31 protein-coding genes are annotated in these 24516 nt (G+C 54.0%); 3 read left to right on the top strand and 28 right to left on the bottom strand.

Translation table 11 applies throughout. From position 1 onward, the window contains the following. The first annotated feature begins 368 nt into the window (after positions 1 to 368). Together ACR3ZL_RS07795 and ACR3ZL_RS07790 are read left to right on the top strand one after the other, a co-directional pair. A complete protein-coding gene (locus ACR3ZL_RS07795; protein WP_473648446.1) occupies positions 369 to 500 on the top strand; it encodes a hypothetical protein in 132 nt (43 codons plus the stop codon). Further along, positions 501 to 1616 carry an IS110 family transposase gene (locus tag ACR3ZL_RS07790; protein WP_473653372.1) on the top strand — a complete coding sequence of 372 codons (1116 nt, stop codon included), beginning with the start codon at positions 501 to 503 and terminating at the stop codon, positions 1614 to 1616. Between the two features lie 154 nt (positions 1617 to 1770). On the opposite strand, the gene ACR3ZL_RS07785 is transcribed toward ACR3ZL_RS07790, so the two are convergent. The 18 genes from ACR3ZL_RS07785 to ACR3ZL_RS07700 all read right to left on the bottom strand — a co-directional run bounded on the left by ACR3ZL_RS07785 (position 1771) and on the right by ACR3ZL_RS07700 (position 15730). Beyond that, positions 1771 to 2133, bottom strand: coding sequence for a hypothetical protein (locus tag ACR3ZL_RS07785; RefSeq protein ID WP_473648447.1), 363 nt, complete (start codon positions 2131 to 2133; stop codon positions 1771 to 1773). Positions 2134 to 2282: 149 nt separating this feature from the next. After that, complete coding sequence (locus ACR3ZL_RS07780; RefSeq protein ID WP_473648448.1) at positions 2283 to 2684, bottom strand: hypothetical protein; 402 nt, start codon at positions 2682 to 2684, stop codon at positions 2283 to 2285. Positions 2685 to 3379: 695 nt separating this feature from the next. Further along, on the bottom strand, positions 3380 to 4126 hold the full coding sequence (locus ACR3ZL_RS07775) for a DUF1559 family PulG-like putative transporter (protein ID WP_473648449.1): 747 nt from the start codon (positions 4124 to 4126) through the stop codon (positions 3380 to 3382). A gap of 223 nt (positions 4127 to 4349) precedes the next feature. Beyond that, a complete protein-coding gene (locus tag ACR3ZL_RS07770) occupies positions 4350 to 4676 on the bottom strand; it encodes a hypothetical protein (protein WP_473648450.1) in 327 nt (108 codons plus the stop codon). Between the two features lie 651 nt (positions 4677 to 5327). Further along, positions 5328 to 5675: a hypothetical protein gene (locus ACR3ZL_RS07765; RefSeq protein WP_473648451.1), complete on the bottom strand. Its 348-nt coding sequence runs from the start codon at positions 5673 to 5675 to the stop codon at positions 5328 to 5330. Positions 5676 to 5706: 31 nt separating this feature from the next. Next, positions 5707 to 5865 (bottom strand): hypothetical protein, encoded by a 159-nt coding sequence (locus tag ACR3ZL_RS07760; protein ID WP_473648452.1) that lies wholly within the window; start codon positions 5863 to 5865, stop codon positions 5707 to 5709. Beyond that, entirely contained in the window at positions 5865 to 6185 is a 321-nt protein-coding gene (locus tag ACR3ZL_RS07755; RefSeq protein ID WP_473648453.1) for a hypothetical protein, read from the bottom strand. The genes ACR3ZL_RS07760 and ACR3ZL_RS07755 overlap by 1 nt, the downstream gene beginning before the upstream one ends. A 126-nt stretch (positions 6186 to 6311) precedes the next feature. Further along, positions 6312 to 6812, bottom strand: coding sequence for an SMI1/KNR4 family protein (locus tag ACR3ZL_RS07750; RefSeq protein ID WP_473648454.1), 501 nt, complete (start codon positions 6810 to 6812; stop codon positions 6312 to 6314). A gap of 109 nt (positions 6813 to 6921) precedes the next feature. Then, entirely contained in the window at positions 6922 to 7482 is a 561-nt protein-coding gene (locus ACR3ZL_RS07745; RefSeq protein ID WP_473648455.1) for a hypothetical protein, read from the bottom strand. A 551-nt stretch (positions 7483 to 8033) separates the two neighbouring features. Next, positions 8034 to 8177, bottom strand: a complete 144-nt coding sequence (locus ACR3ZL_RS07740) for a hypothetical protein (RefSeq protein WP_473648456.1) — start codon at positions 8175 to 8177, stop codon at positions 8034 to 8036. A 461-nt stretch (positions 8178 to 8638) separates the two neighbouring features. After that, on the bottom strand, positions 8639 to 9229 hold the full coding sequence (locus ACR3ZL_RS07735) for a hypothetical protein (protein ID WP_473648457.1): 591 nt from the start codon (positions 9227 to 9229) through the stop codon (positions 8639 to 8641). 139 nt (positions 9230 to 9368) lie between these two features. Further along, positions 9369 to 9800: a hypothetical protein gene (locus ACR3ZL_RS07730; RefSeq protein WP_486173345.1), complete on the bottom strand. Its 432-nt coding sequence runs from the start codon at positions 9798 to 9800 to the stop codon at positions 9369 to 9371. 181 nt (positions 9801 to 9981) lie between these two features. Further along, the gene (locus ACR3ZL_RS07725; protein ID WP_473648459.1) at positions 9982 to 11388 is read right to left on the bottom strand and encodes a hypothetical protein; all 1407 of its coding nucleotides are present in this window, start codon (positions 11386 to 11388) and stop codon (positions 9982 to 9984) included. A 54-nt stretch (positions 11389 to 11442) separates the two neighbouring features. Then, complete coding sequence (locus ACR3ZL_RS07720) at positions 11443 to 11928, bottom strand: hypothetical protein (RefSeq protein ID WP_473648460.1); 486 nt, start codon at positions 11926 to 11928, stop codon at positions 11443 to 11445. A gap of 60 nt (positions 11929 to 11988) precedes the next feature. Further along, positions 11989 to 12558: a carboxypeptidase-like regulatory domain-containing protein gene (locus tag ACR3ZL_RS07715; RefSeq protein ID WP_473648461.1), complete on the bottom strand. Its 570-nt coding sequence runs from the start codon at positions 12556 to 12558 to the stop codon at positions 11989 to 11991. A 59-nt stretch (positions 12559 to 12617) separates the two neighbouring features. Continuing rightward, complete coding sequence (locus ACR3ZL_RS07710) at positions 12618 to 13094, bottom strand: hypothetical protein (RefSeq protein ID WP_473648462.1); 477 nt, start codon at positions 13092 to 13094, stop codon at positions 12618 to 12620. Positions 13095 to 14104: 1010 nt separating this feature from the next. Then, positions 14105 to 14623 (bottom strand): hypothetical protein, encoded by a 519-nt coding sequence (locus ACR3ZL_RS07705; protein ID WP_473648463.1) that lies wholly within the window; start codon positions 14621 to 14623, stop codon positions 14105 to 14107. A gap of 108 nt (positions 14624 to 14731) precedes the next feature. Then, positions 14732 to 15730, bottom strand: a complete 999-nt coding sequence (locus tag ACR3ZL_RS07700; RefSeq protein WP_473648464.1) for a formylglycine-generating enzyme family protein — start codon at positions 15728 to 15730, stop codon at positions 14732 to 14734. Positions 15731 to 15958: 228 nt separating this feature from the next. On the opposite strand from ACR3ZL_RS07700, the gene ACR3ZL_RS07695 reads away from it, so the two are divergent. Further along, entirely contained in the window at positions 15959 to 16255 is a 297-nt protein-coding gene (locus ACR3ZL_RS07695; RefSeq protein ID WP_473648465.1) for a hypothetical protein, read from the top strand. Positions 16256 to 16979: 724 nt separating this feature from the next. Here ACR3ZL_RS07695 and ACR3ZL_RS07690 read toward each other — a convergent pair. From ACR3ZL_RS07690 to ACR3ZL_RS07645, 10 genes are all read right to left on the bottom strand, one after another. Next, a complete protein-coding gene (locus tag ACR3ZL_RS07690; RefSeq protein ID WP_473648466.1) occupies positions 16980 to 17489 on the bottom strand; it encodes a hypothetical protein in 510 nt (169 codons plus the stop codon). A 115-nt stretch (positions 17490 to 17604) separates the two neighbouring features. After that, positions 17605 to 18252, bottom strand: coding sequence for a hypothetical protein (locus tag ACR3ZL_RS07685; protein ID WP_473648467.1), 648 nt, complete (start codon positions 18250 to 18252; stop codon positions 17605 to 17607). Between the two features lie 108 nt (positions 18253 to 18360). Then, the gene (locus ACR3ZL_RS07680; protein ID WP_473648468.1) at positions 18361 to 18933 is read right to left on the bottom strand and encodes a hypothetical protein; all 573 of its coding nucleotides are present in this window, start codon (positions 18931 to 18933) and stop codon (positions 18361 to 18363) included. Positions 18934 to 19052: 119 nt separating this feature from the next. Further along, positions 19053 to 19802 (bottom strand): DUF1559 family PulG-like putative transporter, encoded by a 750-nt coding sequence (locus ACR3ZL_RS07675; protein ID WP_473648469.1) that lies wholly within the window; start codon positions 19800 to 19802, stop codon positions 19053 to 19055. Positions 19803 to 19910: 108 nt separating this feature from the next. Next, entirely contained in the window at positions 19911 to 20723 is an 813-nt protein-coding gene (locus ACR3ZL_RS07670; protein ID WP_473648470.1) for a tetratricopeptide repeat protein, read from the bottom strand. 115 nt (positions 20724 to 20838) lie between these two features. After that, positions 20839 to 21468 carry a DUF6985 domain-containing protein gene (locus tag ACR3ZL_RS07665; protein ID WP_486173344.1) on the bottom strand — a complete coding sequence of 210 codons (630 nt, stop codon included), beginning with the start codon at positions 21466 to 21468 and terminating at the stop codon, positions 20839 to 20841. Positions 21469 to 22085: 617 nt separating this feature from the next. Beyond that, on the bottom strand, positions 22086 to 22613 hold the full coding sequence (locus tag ACR3ZL_RS07660) for a DUF5662 family protein (RefSeq protein ID WP_486173343.1): 528 nt from the start codon (positions 22611 to 22613) through the stop codon (positions 22086 to 22088). Between the two features lie 105 nt (positions 22614 to 22718). Beyond that, positions 22719 to 23243: a hypothetical protein gene (locus ACR3ZL_RS07655; protein WP_473648473.1), complete on the bottom strand. Its 525-nt coding sequence runs from the start codon at positions 23241 to 23243 to the stop codon at positions 22719 to 22721. Between the two features lie 125 nt (positions 23244 to 23368). Continuing rightward, positions 23369 to 23713 (bottom strand): hypothetical protein, encoded by a 345-nt coding sequence (locus ACR3ZL_RS07650; RefSeq protein WP_473648474.1) that lies wholly within the window; start codon positions 23711 to 23713, stop codon positions 23369 to 23371. 267 nt (positions 23714 to 23980) lie between these two features. Next, complete coding sequence (locus ACR3ZL_RS07645; protein WP_473648475.1) at positions 23981 to 24427, bottom strand: UPF0158 family protein; 447 nt, start codon at positions 24425 to 24427, stop codon at positions 23981 to 23983. Between the last annotated feature and the right edge of the window lie 89 nt (positions 24428 to 24516).

Raw genomic sequence — 24516 nt, 5'->3', positions numbered from 1 at the left:
CGTAATGACTTGAGCGTGCCGGAGCCAGTTCGCAGCTCAAGGCTACGATCAAGTCGAATGAAAACAGATGCGGACGCGAAATTTTCGACGCAGCAACTAGCCTGTTTTATCTCGGGAGACGCTCCCGAGCGACGAATCCGACCGCCCGATCACTGACGAATTCACCCCGCCGACGACTCACATCACAGCTAGCTCTGATGCAAACGTCTGACCGGAGACCTTCGCAGTGATCGGGTGCGGATCGACTCAAACGACTTCTCAGATGATGTCTCGGCAAAGACCTTCCATAAGCACGTCGCAGTGGTCGATTCCTCGGTTCGGAAAATCGCTTCAGCCTTCCAGCCTCACGACGGACAACAGTGTAATCCATGATCCTAAAACAACCCATCCTGATCGGAATTGACTGGGCCGATGCCAAGCACGACTTCCATCTCCTCGGCCCGGACGGTGATCCGCAAACGGGCGTCTTCGCACAATCCCCCCAAGCGATCACTGACTAGCTGAAGAACTGGAGAACCAACCACCCCGGTGCCCAGTTTGCCATCGCCATCGAAGCGTCCAAAGGAGCGTTGATCAACGCCCTGCTGCAATTCGACGACGTCGTGATCTACCCGGTAAATCCGGCCGCCCTGGCCTACCTGCGAAAAAGCCATCGACACGGCGGTGGAAAGAGCGACCCCGTCGATGCCAAAAGGATCGCCGAGTTTCTGCGCGAACGTATCGATGAACTTCGCACCCTACACCAAGACAGCCCGTTGACCCGGGAACTGGCACGCCTCAGCGAAGACCGACGCTTCGCCGTCGACGCCAGAGCCGACCTGGCCAATGAACTCACCGCACTGATCAAGCAGTATTTTCCCGTGATTTCCGGTTTCGCAGCCGCCAAGCCCTACGCCTCATTCTTGCTATCGTTCCTGATCGAGTACCCCACCCTGGACCAAGCACAGGTCGCAGGCGAGGCAAAGCTCCGCAGCTACTTTCACGGCCTGAACATGAAACGCAAAGCCGACCACTTGGCCAAGTTGATCATGGAAGCCAAGCCGCTCACCACCGACGCAGTCACGCTGCGGTGTAGCAGCAAGCGAGCTGTGATGATTGCTGAACAGCTGAAAGTCCTCAACAAACACATTCGCTCTTACGAAGCAAACATCAAAGAGCTCTTGCCCCAGCATCCTCAGTACGCGGTGGCCGCGTCGCTGCCCGGAGTGGCCGCCAACACGCAGGCCAGAATCATCGCAGCCATGGGCGACGGCGAAGGTCGCTACGAGACTGCACAGAGCCTTCAGTGCGCCAGCGGCATCGCGCCGATCACCGAGCAAAGCGGCAAGCGAAAGTTCGTCTCGGCACGCTGGGCATGCACGAAGTTTCTCCGGCAGACGTTCCACGAGATGGCAGGGCTATCGGTAACGAAGAGTCGGTGGGCCAAGGCGTTCTACGAAGACCAGAAAGCAAAGGGCAAGCCAGCCAACACCGCCAAGCGTGCACTGGCCTATAAGTGGCAGAGGATCCTGTTTCGCTGCTGGCAAACCGGAACACCGTACAACGAAGACCAGTACATCGAGAGCCTCAAGCGGACCGGATCACCGCTGTACGCCAAGATCCAGCAACTCGCCTAACCGCCGGTGGAAAACTTGTTCGTTACCCCAGCCATTCGCGTGGACAAAATGTCTCCAAATCAGAAACAAAAACCAAATCCACCCTAGACAAGATGCCTCAGATGTCTCCGGTGCATGCCATCGTTATCCGCTAGGGTGAGATACACAATAGGCTCTACGGCCCGTCCTCGGGCATGAGCTCACCGCATATGTCATCGTCAGAAGAGCGGAACCAGACTACAAGTTCGTAGATACCGCTGCAAGAGAACAGGAATTTGCCAAGCAGTGAGACCGAAAAGCCGTTTGCCGAAAACGACATTGCAATACCGGTCAAGGCAAACAGGAAATAGATTACGAGTGGGATTGCGGCCCATCGCTGTCGAAACCACGTCAACGCCGCAAACAGTCCTACAGAGAGCCAGAAAACGCCGAATCCCGGTGTTCCATCGGAAAACGAGAAGTACGCGACGACTGGCGCAAAAGTCGCGAGCAGCGCGGTGAACCAGCCAATGCCCCATCCAGGGAAGCGAAATTTCATAGCGGCGTGTCAGTGTCGCAGGGAAGCGTGGACTTGAACCGGATAACGGTTGCGATCAGCGGGTCGGGACGTTTGATTTTCCATTCGTGAAACCGTGCAAGCCCGACTCCGTTGCATCGCATGGTTCCCCGCCGCATTGGTGATCGAGGTTACGTGCCCCATCGCCACAACGCGTACGCGACGTAGCCGATGAGTATAGCCCTCGCCGCGATTGAAATCCACGACATGCGAAGTCGAGTATTGGTTCGGGTTACAGGAAATGGCAATTCACCCTTCCAGTACCGCCATCCGTTTAGGCCGAAGTGGTATGTGTGAGTATCAGTTCGCGCAGAAAGGACGTAGCCAGGAATCCGAAGGATCGGCGAACGAAAAGATGCAAGCACCGCTTCGCGAATGTCGTCGTAGTGGACATTCCAGTCGCCGCAAATTAAGTGGTCGTCGAAAAGGCGAAGTCGAGCGCGTCGTGAGGTGATCCATTGCGGCCCTGTCTCCAGCTGGTCACCATCAGCGATTATCGCTTTCGTCATGCAGCTGTGGACAGGTTGTGTCATGAATCTTCAGTCGGGGAACGGTGGCCGTCACCGGGCGGCGAGAGTAAAACTAACCATCAGGACACGCGCTGACGCCGCTCCGGTGCACGGCATGGTTCCCCGCCTTCGTTTGATGTTGGTAAGACGGGTTGGATACGGAGTTTCGTAATCATCGCAATTGCCAGTATAGCGAATGATATGAGCGAGAGAGTCAAGCCTACCAGCGGGCAAATTAACACCGTCGCGTGTGCGTAGTGCAAGTCGGAGGGTTTGGGAAACGAACCCGATGAGGCGAGGACTTGGAAAATGCTCACGTACCCGTGAAAGAGCCCAATGATTCCGATGAAGCCCGGCAAGAGCGAGAACGGAATCAAAGCAGCAAGTTGAGACGCCGTTGATGCACGCCAAGAGGATCGCAATGAAATGTAGAATGCCGCCAATCCGGAAACGTACAGAAGCGTTCCGTAGAGCAAGCCGAGCGAGTTCACCAGCCACGATGCGAATGATGAATCGTTCCGGCTTGCCACTGCGACAAACGCAAAGAATGCTGCGAATCCGGCAACACAGTAGCCAATCAGAATGAGCGAGAATCGCGGCAATCTACTTCTTCAGTCGGGGAACGTTAGACATCACGGGGCACGGAGAATTGACTATCTAATTCTAAAAACGCCGCAAGCCGTGCTCCCGTGAATGTCATGGTTCGTCCATTTATTTCGCTACGGCTCAAGCAGCAGTCCACGCTCAATAAGGTGGTCGCGTGAAAGTTCCTCGCCACCGCTAATCGTAACCATTGCCTTCAACGTATCCTCATGGATCGCTGGATTCAATCGATAAACAGCCCAGTCGCAAAAAAGCACGACTGGACCTCGTGGATGCCGACTCGAAATTGAATTTGGGCCGTCGTTGACGGTGAAAGACATAGTCGCAACGTCAAGATCACGCGGGGAGAGCCAGTGGTTCGTCGTGTTAATCGTCTCGGCAACTGCTATCGTTGATTCTGGATCGTCTAGTAGCTCGGAATCACTTCGCCACCCGCTGTGTTTTCCGAATGCGTTGTCACCAACGAGCATTAAGTACGACGCAAAGTGTGCATCGTCGGAATACAGGCAAGGATACGGGTAAGGGATACCGAGAACCTCCATCGGCACCTCGGCATTCTCGTCAACGATCTTCTTGCTATGAAACGACCGCGTGTCAATTGTGATGTTGTTAGGTGAATCCCATCGCTCGTCAAACCGATACTCTGAATACATCGGGGACGCCATCACGAATGGGAGGCACCGAATACGCCAACTGTGCCCACCGAAATTTGGTGATGGGTAACGCTTGTATGCGGCGTGGTAGTTCATGATCGCAAGGCCAACCGAACGCATGTTGTTCGTGCAATTCATTTCCGCTGTGCGAGTCGACGCGTGGTTGAAGAGCAACGGCAACACAATCGCCGAAGTAGCGATACCGATCACGATGGCCGCAAGTTTGAGCTTCGAATTCAGAAAAGTCGCTCCTGGTTGGACGAACGTTAGAAATCACGGGGAACGGACGTAACACTTGCAAGCATACGAGAAAACGGACCACCCGTTCTCCCGTACATTTCATGGTTCGCTGCATTGCAGTGGATTCACGTCAACCACGACCGTTGAGGTTGAAAATATCATATCAAACGCACCGATCGCCATCAAATTAGGGCTACGGCTGGTACACCGCCAACGACCCCGTCGCGATCAACGCGATGCCGTAGACAACCATCGTGATCGACACGAGTAGCGGTCCGCCAAGCAACGGAACGGCAGCAGAGAAAGCGAGCAAGGCAACACCAACCAGACGAACGTTGCGTTTCATTCGGTAGCACGCAAGCAGATGGCCACGCCGTTGGTTTGATTCGGTGTAGAAGTCCGCAATTTCGGAGTCAGAAAATCCGCGTTCAGTAAGATACGCATCAATTGCGTCGGGGTGGCTGCGGTCCGAGATCATCCGGCGGATTGAGGACTGTTGGCTGACGGACAGTTTTGGCATATGGGTTCGTGCTCAGCTCACGGAATGCGTCGCGACAGTTGTTGGCAAAAGTTTCAGTCGGCGAACGCTGGCCATCACGTGGCAGTGGCGGGGGAATTGCGAGGATGGCGAGTGCGGCGTCCACCACCGCTCACGTGCACGGCATGGTTACTCGCACGAGCTTGGGGACAGGCGACGGATGTGGAAATCGACAGTCAGCTTCCCATCGAGAAGACGGCTTGTCAATCAAATCGGCAGCCCCGCAGGGAAAACGCAGGCGAGAATCGCATTGCCCCGCAGGGAAAACGCAGGCGAGAATCGCATTGCCCCGCAGGAAACAACCGGCAGCATGGACGAACCGGGGCAATCCAGGCTCGGGCGATCGAGACGAACGCAAGACGCGTATGCGAACGATGTGGCCCAGCACCTCGATCACGCATCCGGAATAGCATCACGCAGCAGTGCCAAAGTCCGCGCGGCGATCCGCCCCGTCGGTCACAGCGAATGCCAGTCACGAGCAAGCAGCGCGAGTACGGCAGCTACAACTCAGTCGAATAACGGTAGCGATATGCGGGCGGCGGCGAGCGACTTTCCACTGCGAGAACGGCGACCACCGCCGCTCCGTATCATCGCATTGTTCGCCGCTTTTTTGGAAAGGCGTGTGGAGTTCATCTACAGCAGTCTGTCACCAACGGCATTGATCCCGAACAGCACTACGAATCCAGACAGAAAAACAGCAAAGCCAAAATGCAACCGGCCACGCCGGGAAACAATCGCGGAATACGCAAATACAGCACCACCGGCAAGGTATGCCAGCGAATAAACCAGCATCGGAACGACTAAACTGTTGAAATCAGGAGCTAGCACAACGCCGAAAAACACGGTGAAACAAAAGGCAATACAGCACAGTACGACCATAATGCACGCGAGCCAATACACCGCGGTCGCCGCAGTTGATTTCGATGGGCCTGGTTCAATGCCAGTCGGAGTCTTGTAGGGATTCGTGTTTCTGACAGACATTTGGTCGAAATTTGGCTGGAAGCCGAGTTGGCTACACACACTGCATGGTGTCAACTTCAGTCGGCGAACGTTGCCAATCACCCGGCGGCGACGAGAGATTGTCCATTTGAAAACGCCCGACTTCGCCGCTCGGGTGCATTGGATGGTTCCCCGCATCGTTGGCGACGAACACACGAATCACATTGGTCATCAATCTGGATCGGGACCGGAAAGGAATTTGTGCCAGTCTAACACCGAATCCACCATTGCCTGCCGGTCGACAAACCGCCGACGAACTTGTTCCATGGAAGTGAGATTGATGGCATCAAGTTTTGTTCCGCCACTTTGCTTCCAACGTTGGAAATCGTCGAACTTAGCGAATCGGTAGAAATGAAACGGAACATCGCAATCGGTGCTGCTGCGTTCCGTCTTGAAGAATCCCAAATACACCCAAGTTGCGATTTCCAAGTAATCGCGGTCCCCAACCACCGTGCAATTGCATTCGTAGCAGACCTCATTTTCAGAAAACATTGAGTAGTCTTGAATCGTTGCCAGTCAGTCGGGGAACGTCGGCGGTAACGGGGCCGCCGCCAAAAAACTACGATTTCAAAACCCGCGTCACCGGCGGCTCCCGTTCACCGCATGGTTATTTTGCTTCTATGCGCCGCCGATGAAATCCCCATCTTCGTCGAACAGCTCTTCGTGTGGGACCAGCGATGCGAATAGTTCGGCAAACGAATTAGCGATCAGTAGTGTATCACCCGAATCGGAATCGACGAATACAATTGGCGGTGTGGCTGTTGTTTTTCGGTAGTCGAAGGCAATCCACGTATGTCCGTCGCCGTTGAGGAGCACCAATCCGTTCGGCAGTTGCCATTCGTTCGTCAGGTACGACGTTCGCGTAATGCTTTGATGGCTGGCTCCAATGCCATTCAGCCCGCCGATGCTGACATAGCCATGGTCCACGAACCCTTCAAGGTGTTGAGGGATGTTTTGCGCCGGTAGCCGGATGTATTCGCCGATGGTCGAACCACCGTTTTTCTGACGCAAGGCGTCAACGTACGAAGCTGGAAGCCGGACGTTCAACGAAGATTCAGCCTCAGCAACCATCTGGTCTGTGAGTGGAGCGTTCGGGCAGTCGACTTCGAGATCCCACATGTCTTTACAAAATAACGGTGGGCGTAACCGAGTCGCGGCGGTGGACGATCCACTTCAATAAACTCAAGGCCGCGACTTCGGTTCACGCCATGGTTATCCCTGCATAGTGTCAGACAAGACAGCCGCAGTCAACGATTCGCCACTGGTCGACCTGGACATCCACACCATGTTCGGGATCAAGGTCAGTGGAAAAAGACACGATGAATCGATTCTTGAACCCGGGCTCGTCGTCAAGATCGTCGATTAGACAGGAGGGAGAGTGGACTACTTTGGCAACCGAATCGCGTGACCAACGGTCGACGACAGCAGAGAAATCGACGCCATGGTCATTGCGCAGCCCGGAGAAGAAGTTGAAAACGGCATCCATCGCATCACCCTTCAGCGAGCGTTCGTATGCAACGATTCGACGAATCAAATCAAGGTCCCGTTCGCGCGGCGCGTTGGATTCGACGAGAAGCTGGAAGTCGAGCAGACCGGCAAAGATGCGGCATTCGATGGAACCAGTCCACATCGTGTACGGACAGGTGACGCGTTTGCCATCCACTTTCGTTGTACTGGTGGCAGAGGTGTCGTCGCACGCAAGGACGAGTTGCGTTGGCTCTACGACGATAGACGCAGGCGTTGGCTCGTGTAGTTCACCGAAGATCGCGTTGCGTAATCGATTCAGCATTAGATCAGTTCAGTGGGATAACGCCCAGCATCACCGGGCAGGGGTGGCGTAGTGGAGGTGGTAGAATGGCGAAGCCAACCACCGGAGCGGAGACACACCTGCTCCGGTGCATGCAATCGTTATCCGCCAGCAGGAGCGGAGAGCAAACTCGCAGGGGCGTGGCTATGATCCATGTACGTCAAGCACGACAAATACAAAATGCAGCACATAAACCGCCGAGGCCAAAGGCGGACCAAAGACAACAGGAAAAGCAAACAGCCCGTTTCGTCCTGCTGTCAGCGAACACATCGCAGCACAGCAAACACCGACCATAGCGTTCGCGGCCGGGGCCAAACATATCGCCACGAACAATGCCATGTACCCCGGGTCGGACCGCGCAAGACCGACAGCCTCGACGGCAACAAAGAACGACAGGCCGGCCGACACGGCAAACGCAAACAAAGCACCGGTCGTCGCCCACGCACCAGTCGACGCAATGGACGGTGAGGCTTCCGGGCCGGCGAATCGTCAATTGGTATCGTGTATGGATTGCGGTCAGTCACGTCAAAATTTCAGTCGGATAACACCAGCGATAACCGAGGCAGTGGGATCGTAGCGGAGGCGGGTAAAATGCCGAAGGCAACCCGCCGTAGCGGAGAGCACACTGCCTCCGGTTCATCGCAATCGTTATCCGCGGCTGCTGAGTACGTTTTCATCTCAACGGATCCTGGATCAGCCAGGAAGGCTTAGGAAAAGCAAACGAAGAGACACCAGGAATATGAAGCAATTCCAGGCAATCAAGCCGGTGTACTGCCACGTGCCACGCGGGTATTTCGCAACCCATCTACCATTTAGAGCAACACCTGAACGTACTTGTAGGAGAAGCAGGCCTCCAATTACCACTGAAAATAACATCGGTGGGACCGCCATCGCGTAGGCAGGCTCGATAAATAGCCCAAAAGCCATCCAACCTATAATTAGAATAAAAACTATAACGAACGCAGAAATGTAGCTCTTGTTTTCTCGTAGACGCATATTAGCTGTCGAACTTTGAGTTTGCGAAAGACAAGCAGCCATTTGGCCGGATAACGTCCGCCGTAACCGGGGACGGCGGGTTGATTCTCCATTTGTAAACGCCCCATGCCGTCCTCCGGTTCACGGCATGGTTACCCGCATTCTACCAGTACCCGGCACTCAAGTATGTATCGCCGGTTTCGGGTAGATGCCAAATCGAATAACCACCACCGCGTCGCGATCGCGACACTTGAAATTCGATCATGCTCGGATCGTAGGTCCAGCCAGAATCACGGAACCGGCTTGCGAAAATTTCGGACTTGAGCTGGAGCATTTCCGCACGCATTTCTTTGGGCCAGTTTGGCGTTGAGCGGTCTTCCTCAGAATCCGAGTTCAGCTCGGGCCGCTGCGCTCGCATTTGCGTGACCCATGAGTCGAGCGAATCGGTCGGATTGGTGAATCGAGCGAAATGGCCGGCACCGTTGCGAAACAAGACAATGTTGGTCGCCGTCGGCGGAAGTTCGATGTATCCGTCATCTGGGATGTCGGATTCAGACGCGTAGTCGAAACGCCCATAGCGAAATTGGTCGACGATCATCATCACTCCGGTACACGATGGGATGAAAAGTATGATCGACGCACCAATAGCGATTGCAATCGTCTTTCCGCGTCGCGAGAACAGACAGGTAGCGATCAAGGCAACAACGAAGATCGCAGCTGTAATCTGAAACGGAAGTACGGCGGGAGCGAACATCTATTGCCGAATAACGTCGGCCGTCACTGGGCGGCGAAGAGAGATCAATTCTTGCCAAAACGCCTGACACGCCGCTCCAGTGCACGGCATTGTTATTTGCCGGTGTGAATTCACACGCGACCGCGTTGCAAACACGTTCTTAAACACAAAGTGTTTTAAGTAAGCTCAACAGACTATCGCATGAATCGCAGCAGATAACAATCGTTCCGTCGCGAACAAAGAACTCGTCTTGCAGTGCGTCCGTTTGGCATTGGACCGAAATAGTCCAGTCGACACCAACCGGCGGCATACTACCAACATCGTGCAATACGCGAAGGAATTGACCGTCAATAAAGTCCGTCTTAAATATCACAATCGCGAGGCTCGAGGAATAACCGTGCCCGAAGCCAACGTCGAAGTCAATCTCTTTCTGTCCAAGTTTCGAAAGCCCATCGAGTAACGCCAACTGGGCGGTCTCGATCAGCTTCTCCGAAGCGATCCGAGCTTTCTTCGATCCGTCGGGTAAAAGCTCGACCCCCTTGAGTGTTTCAGCGGAGAAATCGCATCGGTAGACTTGCTTAAGCTTCATCATGTGACTCTTGTCAGCGAATGTTCTTGAGTCAAATAACGTTGCAGTTCAGCGGGTGGCGGCGAGCGATTTAACCATTGCAAAACCGGTCACCACCGCCACTCCGTTGCAACCGATGGTTCGTCGTTTTACCGGCCATGGACCGCCTGTGATCGCCGAGGCCCTGTCCAGTGCAGCTATTTCACTACCTGACATTGCCTAGCGACATCGCATGGATCTCGCGACGCCTCTCACCCCTTCGTGATTCCTCCAGCACAATAGTGTAGGTGCAGTACCCTGGGACTTGCGAGTCCACCTTCACGGGGAACGCAACCCCTGTGACTGGGTCAATTGGAAGCTTCCGCTTGAGGGGCCCGTCAACACCACCGATCCACTGACCACTCTCGGAAGAACTCCCGCGAATGATCTCAAGACACTGGATTGCTGCAAGCTGACGAGTTGTTTCCTGGAGGTTGTCCCGCGAATTCCTTAGGCTCACGATGAATAGTTCGTCAATATACTTCTGGAAAATCGTTACCCATGCTCCCATCTTAACATTGACTCCTGCCCGAAATCGAGGCTTTTCCCGAGGGAGCTTCAAGTGGGACCAACGCTGAGATTCCAGCTCTTCCTTCTCAAAATCTGCAGCGACGATCAACTGGAGCGTCTCACACACTTGTTCAATATCGTCATGAGCCATCGCTTGATCGAAGTTCGCTTTTGGGATCTGGAGACTTGTCAATGTGGCCTTAAGATCTTCCTGCCAAATCGCCTGGGATCGCTCTTTCGCTTGTAGGACGGGGAGTTCTTCGCTGACCTGTTTCCAGAGCGCCATTTCGGACGCTCGATTTGCACCCAACTCGACCGCAAGTGTTTCCATCTGCTCCAGCATCAGGGGACTTCCCACTCCTTGCAAACTCACAAAACAGCCAAGCAGGCTCCGCCTTATTGCGTTCGCCATCAAGCATCCCCGATAGGTTTCCGACGTTTCTACAAAATCCGCGAAATCGAATGCACTGGAAAGCAGCACAGAAGATTCTGCGAAGTTGCCACGCGATGCCGATGCGATCGCCTTGAGACTCACCAATTGCACGATTGCTCTAAAACGCGAACTTTCAATTTTGGAAAACAGAATGCTAACCTCTGTTGGCACCTTAACGTCAAACGAACAGTCCTTGAATGCAGAAAGAACATCGTCAAGATCTCGCAAGAGGGACTCGACAGGTTGCTTTGAGATGCCGTCGATGAACATGAACCGGTTGAAGTATGCGCTGTTGGCACGGTCCATGTGTTGGGAGTCAAGCTTGTTAATCTCATTGAAGAGACGTTCAATCCTGGCTTGCCACTCGGCATTTTGGATCGGTGGATTATTCCCTTCCCACGGAGCGATCGGAAATTCACCCGGACGAATGGCGTGCAGCTTTGTGAAAAATAATTCTCCATCAACAAGAGGTTCTTGGCAAAAACCTGTTGAGAACAGAAACGAAACGAAAGACACAGCAATAATGAAACGTCTAAACATGGCAGGGTGAACGCGGGTTGAAGGCAAAATCCAGTTGGTTCGACGAACGTTTACGATCAGCCGGCGGCGACGGAAGATTAACCACTTCAAAACGCCCGACTTCGCCGCTCGGTTGCATCGGTTGGTTCCCCGTTCATCTGTCCGTTAATACGTGAAGATCGTTGCATCGTCGAAACCGCCATCCAGTGTTGCAGAAGCCTCTACATGGTAGTCCGAAAGTCGGCAATCGGTGCCACCCCAGTCATGTCCGCCACCGCTGAAATCGATACGAACGCAATGAGAATCGTCAACCGGACGAATTGTAATCATGTAGGGGCAAGTCAGCGAATCACGTATCTGTTTTGCAGTTATCGTTAGCGGCGGATCTTCCTGACTCAGCAGCGTCCTAAATTGCGAAAGACGATCAGCGGCGACAAAATCGCGAAATTTCTTGAACCATGAATTGTGCGTCATCCAAATGCGATTGGCTGTCGGCGTGAGACTTGCCAGCAATTCGTCGGATCGTATCTGGTTCGTGTCGAAAGTGAAGCCAACCGTTTGACCGTTGAAATTGCGGTCCGCGACAAACGTCTGGAAATGTTGGTCCCAGCGAATGCCGTCAAACTTCGTGTTGCCTTTTGAACCGCCCATGTATTCTTCAGTCGGGGAACGTCGCCCGTCACCGGGCCGGGAGGAAATAGTCAACCATTGTCAAAACGCTTGCAAGCCCGGCTCCGGTGCACGGGATGGTTCCCCGGTATTGTCGCGTTCGACTTCCCATTCATTGTATTGCTTGGTCTCGCCGGCCGCATCCGATCGCAGGATGAAATCGATATAGCGATCAGCAGCCGGTTTGCCAGCATATAGCTCGTAAGTGTCGTGTACAGCAGCTGCGTCTGTTGTGACGTAGCCATCAGCCGAGACCGATACAGTGCAGTGTTCTACGCGGTCACCTGGAAGCGTGAACCATTCGTGAGTCAGGGCGGGTTTCGTCGTGTATCGCCCGTTTTGATCAGTCAGTGTGGTAGCGACGATGCCAGGCTCAGCATCATTTGAGACGGTAACCAACGCGGACTCGATGGGAATGCCGGTTGCCGCATCCGAGACCACACCGTGAACGGCGGGTATCGCCCACAGAGGTATTTTGCCTCGAATGAGCGTGCACGAGGCAATTAGCAGTGGAACGCCCGCGGTGATTACAAGGCATCCACGCATTTGTCGCTGGAGCATTTTAAACGGGGAACGACCGCGATCAGCGGGCCGGGAGAGTTGACTTTCCATTCGTGAAACCTTGCAAGCCCGGCTCCGTTGCATCGCATGGTTCTGCACCTCACACGGCACTAGGATCGGGGTGGGGAGTACGGATTCGTGGAATCGACGACGGGGGTGGCCGCGCCCGATGAGCGATCGTTAAGTTCCATTGTAGCGGTCGGCCATAGCACCGGAAACAACCGTTTTCGATCAAACGCAAGGCAGAGATAGATGAGCAGGCCGGGCAGCACGAACATGAACGCATTCATCGCAACAATAAAAATGGTTGCGGGAGAATCTTGGTAGAGCTCATGACCCGTAAAAAACATCCAAAAGTTGACGACGACCATCGGAGTCCAGCGCATCAACGGCAGAATTGGAATCACTAGTGCAACGATCCATCCAATGCGAGAGTTCGCCAAACAGGCGACCGAAGCAGCCAGATATGCGACGGAGACCACGCCTAAGAACACACCAGCGGCGCTCCCGGAAGCGAATGCCCGCAATCCAATCACGAGTACGAAAAACAGCGCCCAAAGTAGCTGGATGACTTTTGCGACGCCCAATGGGTTTGAGCCTCAGTAGCAGAACGCTAGCGGTCACCGGGTAGGGGTGATCGTAGCGGAGGCGGTAAAATGGCGAAGCCAACCGCCGTAGCGGAGAGCACACCTACTCCGGTGCACCGCATTGTTCGCCGATTCGGGCTGGAGACCACGCACCGTATTGGCAACATTGACTCCAGGCGTTGAATTATAGCAGCACAGTGTCAGGCGTTGGACAATCAACAGCCTGGGATCGAGTGTGAGTTACCGGCCGTCGGGCTCGTTCGGGAATTGGATCGAGTATGGCCAATCCCAGCCTGGAGGCCGCGCACCAATCGCAGTCGGCAGACCGACGGCGGATATCAGCGGTCGGGATCGAGCATCGAATTTCAGTCGGCGAACGGCACGCGTCACCCGGTACGCGCGAAAGATTTTCCATTTCAAAACCGCCCAGCTCGCGTACTCGGGTGCACGCGATGGTTCCCCGCTCGGAAGCGGAGAGAATGTCAACCAACACAATCGACATTAACCAATCATATCGAGCGCAACTGAGCACGGCAAATACGGCCACAAGAATGCAGAATGTTCGCGGCACTGCGTATCTGGAGTGAATCCGAAACGTCATGTTTGTCGCGGGGAATCACCCTCCATCGCATTCGGCGATGCAGTGCCAGTAACCGCTCCAATCGACCGCGCAGCTGCGCGAAAAATGATTGCAGCGAAAAGTGAGACGATTCCACCGAGTCCGAAGGCGATCCCATGCCCCGTTGGGTCTCCCGGTCCGCGTGTGAGTGGGGCCAACGCGATTGAACCGATGACAGCGCCAACGAACGTCGGAATCAAGAGCGACCGAAGGTTCGTTCTCCATTTCGGAGTACCTTCAATTCTGTCGGGCGATGATTCGGTAGTGGGTGGATCGTATGGATTCACGATCATCGCATTTCAGTCGGGGAACGACAGCGGTAACGGGGCCGCCGCCAAAAAACTATGATTTCCAGAACCCGCGTCATCGGCGGCTCCCGTTCACCGCATGGTTACGCCTCTTCTGTGTTCATGCTTCCGACCTCGGTAAAGACACGTTCAAGTTCCTTGGCAAACTTGGTGTGCTTTGGGATTCGGCGATTCTTGAGGAACGCTCGAAAGTTCGCAGCGGGGCGATTGGAGAGGAAGTTGTGATAGATGGCATATTTGACGCCAAATCCGACTCCCAACCCCATTGTCTCCGATTCACCATCGGCGTCTTGCTCTTCGCCGTCAGGGTATTCCTGCTCCTCCCTGGTTGCATCGTTGTCGCCAAGGAATCGGATGCCGAAAGCGACCAATTGGCTTCGGTGAAGTGTCAAGTACTGCGTGATCTCAGCGACAGTCATTCCTGACACGCTGACCTCGGCTTGCAAGTGACTTGTCGTCGTTGACGCCAGATCTCGAATGACCCTCAGTCGGCACTGCTCGGCAATCGGACATTCAACAGCCGCCAGTTCGTGAGACGTCAATAGCGCGACGATTTCCTGGTAACTCGTTGGAGTGATCGTGATGCTTTCCGGTGTCTTCATGTGGCTATGACATTAAGGTTGATCTTGAGGCGTAACGGCAGACATCACCGAGGACGCGCGAAAGATTCACCATTGCCAAACCGCTCGGCTCGCGTCCTTCGGTGCATGTCATTGTTCTGCTTTTGGCGGCGGGGTCAAATCTAGATCAGAGTTGCCAACCATCCACGCACGATTGTTCTGCTTGAAGATTCGCGGACGCGTGCGAAGTCTATCGTTGTTCGACGGGTCAATCACAAGCCTGAATCCAAGATCATCTTCGCGTGGCGTTGCGTGATGGCTGTAGCCCCAATAGTCCGTCCTGGGCGCGAGTCGATCATTATCATCATCTAGGAAAACGCGACCATCAGTGAACCCGCCTCCCATAGAACGTGACCCCAGATTAAAGTACGCATTGTTAGTCGGATCATCGTTGAGTATGTATTCCGACACATTGCCGATAAGCCCAAAGATGCCTTCCGGCGAGCGGCCGTTCGGTCGCGCCTTGACAGGCTCTGTTCGTTTTGGACGCTCGTCAGGATCATTTCGCATTCGAGCAGCGAAATCGTATTTGATGCCGTGCGACGTATGCGCACGGTCCGGTTTCCATTCGTTGCCCCAGGGATAGTGTCGCGTCTTACCGTATGCGGCGATCATCCATTCGTTCCACGTTGGCAGTCGGATCAGACCCGCGTTGGGATGCGACGTGTCGGTCCAATCGGCAAACGCAGTGGCGTCTGACAGCGTGACAAGGGCAACGGGATGGTCGTCCAGTCCAGCCGGGAACTTTCCATCTCGCCAGATTGTTGAAGCGTCTTCGATCGAGTACGGAATGTCTCCGGTGGAAAATACACGCCGCTTCTTTCGCTCCGCGATGATTCGGAGTATTTCGGTATCATCCTTTGTTTTGTTCGCTGCATCCAAATACGCCTTAAACTGCGCATTTGTCACCTCGGTTTCAAGAATGTAGAAATCGGGATAGTCGATTTTGTGTGACCGAGGTGAGACCCGCCGAAAAACGAGTGTTTGGGCGACACCAAGTTTAAGCTCGATGGTGGCGGTCTCAGTCGGTTCGTCGGCGTGCGACATCGTCGCAATCAACACGGCGAATAACGCGAGTAGCCGAGTCATTGTTGCACCGGGGGTTTTTTCATAGCAGAACGCCCAGCATCACCGGGCAGGGGTGGCGTAGTGGAGGTGGTAAAATGGCGAAGCCAACCGCCGGAACGGAGACACACCTGCTCCGGTGCATGCAATCGTTATCCGCCGGACGGGATGTACAGACGCTGCCTCAGCGTCACGGTGAGTACGCCAGATTGTAGCAGATCGCAATAAAACAGGCGGTGAACGAAACGAGGAATGTGGTTACGCAAATACGCCAGCAAGCCACAGTCCAAGCACGGCATTAGAAGCGGCGACGAAGGCGATGAATCCGCCGAGCAATATCGCCCACTGTCGATCGGCGTGGTCAAAGTCAGCAGCGGAGTTCGGTCGATCGGCATGAGGCTCCGGCCTCTCGTATGCAGTTGGCCCTCCGAAGAACGCAAGCGAAATCAAGGCGAAGCCAAATGCGGTGCAGAAAAGAACGGTTCCGTAACTGCCTGCATTGACCTGCGGAAAACGGAACCACACAAGGCAAGCGATCCCATGCAGTAATCCGTTTGCGAGAACGGAGTACACAATAAATTGCTTCAGCATGGATCAAACAGTCAAGTATTCGAGCCGGATAACGATTGCGATAACCGGGTGGCCGCGGTTGATCTTCCATTTGTAAACGCGCTACCGGCCACTCCGCGTTCATCGCTTAGTTACCCGCGATTTGCCGCAAGCCGAGAAATCACCCGTCGCCGGCACAAGAGCCCAATGTACAGGAACGAGGAAAGCGAGAAAACAACCCCCATGATAACGCCTGGATTCTCGACCGCCCACGACTGTGTCAGGATCGGCACGAACGAGGTGACAAAGCGAACAATGACAACCGAAGCCACAACGGCAAGAACCCACAGTGCATACACTGCGAGTCGAACGATGCGTGTTCCGGGAACACCATTCGGCGTATGCGGCAAGTCCCGTCGTGACGATGATCGCGATGCCCATTACGTTGCCGATCGGATTGTCGAGTGGATGAAACGCATTCGACCACAATTCCGGCAGTGTCAGGAGAGCACCAAAAACACACAGCCCAAGCGACACCATCCCGTAGCGCGACACCTCTCGATGCTCATCAAGTCGAGAATTCGGCGGCGAGTAGGGATTCGTCATTCTTAGGTCGGGTAACACCAGCGATAACCGGGGCAGTGTGGTCGTAGCGGAGGCGGGTACAATGCCGAAGGCAACCCGCCGTAGCGGAGAGCACACTGCCTCCGGTTCATCGCAATCGTTATCCGCAATTAGTTTCTTCGTAGCTCGTATGGTACCTAAGCATAGCAAGCAACTCCGCTAGCCGATCCGGGTGATCTTCGCGGTCCATCAGACCGTAGATAAGCAATAGTTCGCTGAGCGGAGAATTTGCGTAGTAATTTTCATGTGTCACGGGGTCGTCTCCTAAGCAGTTGGCGTGACGCTTCAGAACAGCCCTAGCCCTTCGCCGATTGACGGCTAGAAAACTATGCGTCAAAGGATGAAGAAAGTGATTTCCCCACCGCCAAGCGAGCATCGTCAAAGCCGCGGTCAAAAAAAGTCCAATGCCATTTCCGACCAGCACTACAAACGGATTGCCAGCGTCCTCACGCTGCAATGCAATCAAGACGACGTCAACAAGTGTCGCTATAGCCAGGACTGCGAATGCAGTGCCGAGAACGATAGCAATCGCTCGGCAACTATAGCCTGCGACCGGACTAGGAGCGACCGCAATCGATTGCGGTCTTGGTGGAGAGTATGCGTTAGACATATTCAGACTCATGTAATAGATACGTCAATCCCAGTCGGATAACGTCAGACATCACGGGGGACGGAGATTTGACTGTCCATTGCAAAAAACGCCGCAAGCCGTCCTCCCGTGCATGTCATTGTTCTGCGTTCTTTTGATTGCGTGCGGCCTGTTGTCTGAGTCGCTCTGCAATTGGATCAACCAAATCCCAAGCCTGCGATTGTTTGTCGAATATCAGGTAGAGGGAACCGCCACGCAAGTATTCAGGCGATGTATCGGAAAGTAAATCGTTGTCGGCTTCACGGTAGTGAGCCTCGAGTGTAGCAAAAATCTGATCGACCGCGATCTCGTACTCCAGCTCGGACAAGCTGTCGTCGTGAAAAACGAATTTTGCTCGGTGACGCCCAGTCGTTTGGGCAGTTACAGAGAAGATTGTAGATGCAGCGTTTGTGACCTTCTTCTCGCCACTTGATACCACGCCGAAACGCGTGCGATCAGTGACGAGGAGTTTCTTGGCGAGCTCGGCGACGCCGTTCTTAAGCTTTGGGTAAACCGTGTCCGCAAAATCATCGGTCGCCTTCTTGAGTAATGCATCCGCGAACTTCTTGCCCACGTACAGCGCGACAACGGTTGGAATCATCCATTCAAGTGCAGCATACGGTTCGTTCTCGCGTTGCTCCTCGCGAAAGTCGATCGCATCAAAGTCGATTGAGTCGCGAAAGTCATCGAAGTACTCCGGTGGGAGTCCTTCGAGGTAGAGCAATCCGATGCCAAATTCTTTCAAAGCTTAATTCTCCGTTTTTCGGCTAGCATCATTCGCAGAACGTCGGCGGTAACCGGGCCGCCGCCAGGAAACTATGATTTAAGAAAACGCGTGATCGGCGGCTCCGGTTCACCGCTTTGTTCTGCCAGTTTTGGATTCGATACCGCGTTCGTTCAACACGGTCAAAGAAGTTGAGAAGTGAAACCCAAAGTCGGCCCATACTGGTACATCTTTTGGTAACTGATCCGGGATGCCATGGAAGCGCCCGACTTCGTAAACGACAAGTCGCACCTGTCTTCCAACATACCCTTTCTCAAGTTCCGCAATCTGGGCTGAGTTGAGGCTTTTTGCCTTTGTGCCATGCTTCAATTCATAGAGTGCAAAAGTATGATTCGCCAAATCGACGCCAGCAAATCCGGGCGAGGAGAATCGCATGAGTGGCGACGCATTCAAATCCTCGCCATCGACATTCAGTACCTTTAGCAGGTACAGCGAGTCATATCCTTTCCGCCTCAGACTGCGCCCGGACACAACCTCAGCTTCGATTTCCACCGCCGTCCCGAGTGGCAACCCCAAGTTGCCAACGACATTCCTGCGATTCAATTCGTCTAACGTGACCGGAGCTTCGGGCGGTTGGTCTTGTCCGTACGAGATGCTCGCAATCGCCACGGCTACATAAGCGAGGATTGGTGATAGCTTCATTGGGGTGCAAATTCTGTGGCAGAACGGTGGCGATCAGCGGGCCGGGAGAGCTGATTTTCCATTCGTGAAACCTTGCAAGCCCGGCTCCGTTGCATCGCATGGTTCGTCCATTCTTCGCGTTACGGTTCGGATAGCATCCCCGAAGCGAGCAATTCATCACGAGAAACATCTTCGTCACCGTTGATCGTAATTAATGCTTTGAGCGTACCGGCATCAATCGTTGGATTCAATCGATAAACGGCACCGTCCGCAAAAAGCACCAACGGACCGCGTGGATCATCGCTAGATATTGAATTGTTGCCATCGCTGACGGTTGGTTCCAATTCACTGCCGTCAAAGTCTAGAGGCTGCAGCCAGTGAATGTCACGCCGTGACGTTTCGGCAACGGCAATTGTGCATTCCAGCGAGTCGGAGATATGAGTGATGCTGCGACCCTGTGCTGCACCAAAAGCATCGTTGCCAACTAGCATGAGGAACGCAGTCTCGTCGTCCATCTGTTCGTTGACGTGGAATGCGTAGGGAACACCGCAAATCACGTGTGCGTCAGGGTCTGGCCCCTTGCCAGTACGCAGAGGACGAGAGTGAATCGTCCGATTGTCGACCGAATCCCAGGTTGCATTGAAGTCGTAGTGCATGAAGAGAGGCGAGGAAATCATGAACGGATTGCAGCGGATTCGCCAACTATGGCCATCGAGATTTGGCGGAGGGAAAGTTCCGTACGCGGCGTGGTAATTGTGTAACGCCATTCCGATCGCACGCAGGTTTTGGTCGGGGGACAAGCGTTCCTGGTACGAATTCCAATTTGACCACAGGGCGTAGCCCAGAGCGGGCATCAGAAAGACACAAAGTACAAGGGCGAGTTTACGCATCAATCACGATTGCCACTCAGTTGGACGAACGACCGCCGTAACCGAGCGGCGACGAAAGATTCTCAATTTGAAAACCGCCCGACTTCGCCGCTTCGGTTCACGGCATGGTTACCCGCCTTCTTGTGATGCGCTGCAGGATTGCAAAAACGCAGTGTAATCAGAATCATCAGGATCAATCTCGCACGCACGCTTGGCATCGGAAAAAGCAAGATCCTGTTGCCCTAAGGCGAGGTGACATCGTCCACGATACCAATAGAACACTGCCGTGTCGGGCATGCTTTCCATAAGGTGGCCCAAGTCTTGGATTGCTTGGTTAAATTTCCCAATCTCCATGCACGAAAGTGCGCGGCCTTTGAAGAGCAGTAAGGACGAGCAACGTTCGATGCCAGATGAAAAAGTTGCAGCGGCATCAGCATGCTTTCGCAGTTCGTACTGCATGATGCCGAGGTTATTGTATGCCAAATCACGATCCGGATACATTGCGATAGCATTCAGCCAAGTTGTCTCGGCGTTTTGATAGTCGCCGTTGTCGTTGTAGGCGTTTCCCAGTTCGATCATTATGTCGTAGTCGTCAGGCGCAAGGTCGTGAGCGGTTGAGAGATGTTCTAGCGCGCCGAGTACGTCCCCAACATCAAGGCGCAGTTTTCCGCTTAGATAGAATGCGTCCCATCGTGTCGGGTCATTGCCGGCACCCTTATCGAACAGTTCTATTGCTCGGTCCAAGTTCGATTTCTCGTATTCAGCGTGACCGGCGTGAATATGGCGTTGTGCGAGATGTTCATCGTGGACCGCCATTCCCTGATCCTGCGCTGCGGTAGTTACGTTTACAGCGGGTAGAACATCAATCAGCGATCCGTCGTCCTTGCAGCCGGACGAGAAAATGGCGAGGATTGCCAGCGAAACGAAGAGCAGTTGGTACATTGGCCGCTTCAGTCGGGTAACGTCCGCCGTCACCGGGCGGCGAGAGTAAAACGAACCATCAGAAAACGCGCTGACGCCGCTCCGGTGCACGGCATGGTTACCCGCTGCTGTGAGTTCAAAGACGCAAATCGCCTTCAGTGTAGCTATAGTCTTGGATGCATTTCGCGTGACCGAGGAGCGAGTCTCCGCGACACGTAAAGTCAGCGCAACTACTGGTCGCAATTACTTTGTTGCGGCACATCAGTACGCTGACGCCGTGCTCTTCGTCCCAACCAACCGCGAAGTCGAGCGTGAAAAGCCCATGCCCGTCGAGTTCAGTATCGAAGAGCGAAATATCAGTCAGTGCTATCTGTTTCTGCAGCACCGATATGTCATCCCAGTTCTCTCGATTGCGTATCGATTCCCAGGTCGTGTTCGCATCTGACATGTACTGCAAGAAACTGTTGAAGTTCTCGTGGCAAGTCGGCCAGAGTTTGTTCGTTACGGCCCGCTCAATTGAGTTCACTCGTGAGGTTAGGTATTTCCAAGCGAGTTCCTGATGTCGTTGGTACCCGTTCTCCATCTGGTTGTGTGCGTAAACTTCGACGCGATTAACGCGGCGCGACCTAGGGTTCTTAGTCACAACTCCTCGTAGCGAGTCAAATTCGTAGATCAGCTGAGCATCGACAAACAGGGGTGCTTTCGTCTCCCAGGCGATGCGATCATCCCAGCCATCAGCTTTGAAGTTGTCAAAGAAGGAGGTCAACGCAATCTCTCATTCGGGTAACGTTAGCGATATGCGGGCGGCGGCGAGAGACTTTCCACTGCGAAAACGGCGACCACCGCCGCTCCGTATCATCGCATGGTTATCGCACATTTGTCGGAACCAAGTGTAAAGTCAGTCGATGAGAATGACATGATACCCAACGGTAACGAGTGAGACCACAAACGAAGTAATCGCAAACACACGGTGTATGGTGGTGCGAGTGACAATCGCGCAGGTTACCCCGAGAAATCCGGACAAAGTACCAGCGAGACAGATGTAATCAACGAAGCTGGTCATGATTGAGTTGTGGTTCCACGGTCCGCCGGTGGAGAGCGTTGCGTCCAAGGATGGAATTTGACCGGTAGACCAAGCGTAGCACCAGGTGCATGCAACGAGAGTCAGAAGCCCGGCCAGCGAACCGAGCGCAAGTACGAATGGCAGGCGTGACGATTTAGGGCCATGCGATTCGGACTTTGCTTCAGTATGGATTTGATCGCTCGTCAGCACGGAGTGTCTTATTGTGATAACGTCACCAATCACCCGGCGGCGACGAGAGATTGGCCATTTTCGAAACGCCCGACTTCGCCGCTCGGGTGCATTGGATTGTTCTGTCTCTACTACGCATCCGAGTTGAGGTTGTAGTCCAGTAGTTCGATCATCTCAAAAACGAATCGACGTTTGGATTCGTTCAGGTGTAAACGGTTACCGATTGTCCTGTCCGCCCAACCACGAGCGCTGCCTCCGTCTTGCTCGAATTCCTGCGACATTGCCGTCCAATCGCAGACCATTTCAATCAGGTCGACATCCGTCATGTCGTTCGGGTCACTGTGGAAGTCAGGATGATGGCGATTCGTCGTCATATGGTGATCGATTGCCGAACGGACGCGTTCTTCCATTCCGTCAGGGTATGCGAACGGTTCGCTAGAGCGGCGGCACCGATGGAACTCAGTAAGCCAGATATAAGGTATCCGTTCTTCGGGTCCGTATTTGGACGCGTCATGAACCCGTGCACGATCATTCAGTTCGTCGGCGTATTCGGTTACGGATGCCATCACAGCCAAGCATCGACGGACGCGATCGATGTGCTCCGCGGTTCGACGCTCGTAAAACGCGACCATCTCTGGAGTTGGTTCAGATGTTGTCATTCCGTGATTCGTCTGATGGCAGAACGTCCGGCGTCACCGGGCGGGGAGAGTAAAGTTGTCCATTTCAAATTCGGCCGCAAGCCCCGCTCCGTGTGCACACCATGGTTATCCGCCGTTGATCACGGTAGTTTTCCCAGGACCGGTAAAGGAAGCGAAACCGGGAAACTTGTCGGCCAGTGCATCACCGATCACATTCGGTTTCACATCTACATGAACGGGGAAATGATCAGACATTGGCCCACCCAGAAGACTTTCAAAGCGTGCGATAGAGTAATCCAAGTGATCCGTTCCGAATTGATAAGTTGCACCGTGCCAGAATGAGATCCGTTGGCCATCAGCGTCGAAGATGGTCGGCTTGAGATCCAGAACGGAGTTCCCGGAAGAGTCGCCCCACGTTTCGATAAAGCCCTGAAGCTGGGTCCCAGTGTTTGTACGAAAGGATGCGGCGACGATCGCCACAGTATCCTTGCCGATGGGCGAAGTGTCCGTCCAGGCACGGTATGCTTCGTCGTCAACGTCTTCGTACCACGGTTCGTCGTAGTCGGTTAGATGACAGTAAACCCACACCGGAAACGATGCAAGCTCGGAAGGCCCAATGTCGTCGTAGTTGCGAAAGATGGGCTTGGTCATGTCTAAGTCGGATAACGGTTGCCATCACCGGGCACGGAGGGTGATGTATCCATTTGTGAAATCGCGCAAGCCGTGCTCCGTGTGAATGGCTTGGTTATCCGCCATTGTGAATTCACACGTCGTGTTTAGTAGCCGGGATGATACGCGCTCGGCCCCGGTTTCGCGGTCGGATCACCCATGAACCGAAGACCGGGCAGCAGTGGTTCAAGTTCGTTGCGAAGTGCGCGCGTCATGATCGGAGAGTTATTGATATCAAGTGCAATGAACGACTCACCAGCGATGTTTTGCCCGTGAAGCGGGATCAATGCATTCAAGTGGGGAATCATCGCACGAACGTCGTCGTCGGTCAAATTTGGATTTTGGAAACCAACCAGTGGGACGTAAACAGCAGGATCGGCAAACAATCGGTGCCGCCAATCGCCGATCGAGTCATCCATCGAGTCGATGTTGCGGCTTTCAGGCGTCGTCATGGTTACACGTGCTCCTAAACGCTGCAATTCCGCAATTGCCGTGCAATGCTTATGTAGGGCACGGTGTTTGAATGCAAGAATCGAGAAGATGATTGCGAACACCACAACCGTTGCAATCATTGTGCGGATTGAAAATCGTCGAAGGCTCTGAAGCTTCATGCGCGTAGCGATTTCAGTCGGATAACGTTGCGGATCACCGGGCGACGGGAAACCGCGTTCTTGTAAAACGAAAAACCGAACCACCGTCGCTCCGTGTGCATCCGATGGTTATCCGCCGCTTGATGTGTCCATCGTGTATCGAATGTCGTGGTCAGTGCACCATTTTAGGATGGCGGCCCGTTCGTGTTCAGCCTGATACTCGTACCAAGATTCGAGCAAGCCGTTTCGGTCAAGCAAGTCCTTGAAGCGTCGAAAACCACCGCGTCCACCAAATGCGTCACGAACATCATTAAGCAACGCCGGTGCAGTATCGGATGCAAATTGAATCGCAGCTTGAGCGCCAAGTCCAAAATCGCGAGTGTCCGGTATAGCTATGTAGCGCGTGGTGTCGTCAAAATCGTCCGGTTCGTCATCAGAGTCACCAAGCATCGAAAAGTAAAGTGAGCGTCCTGTGTGACGGTCGAGGTAAGCATCGTTCGAGCGATCATCGAAGTTTGCATATTCGAATGCCATTTCGATAGTGTCGAAGGCGAATACGGCGTTCGGTCTTGTCATCGAGTGCAGGTTACGTGACGGATTCGAGGTCAGCGAATTTTAGTCGGATAACGCCACCGATCACGGGGCGGCGACGAGAGATGTTCTAT

The sequence above is a fragment of the Rhodopirellula sp. J20-39 genome (assembly GCF_057365095.1).
Note: the sequence above shows the minus strand (reverse complement) of the source record. Positions and strands in the feature narration are given on the sequence as shown.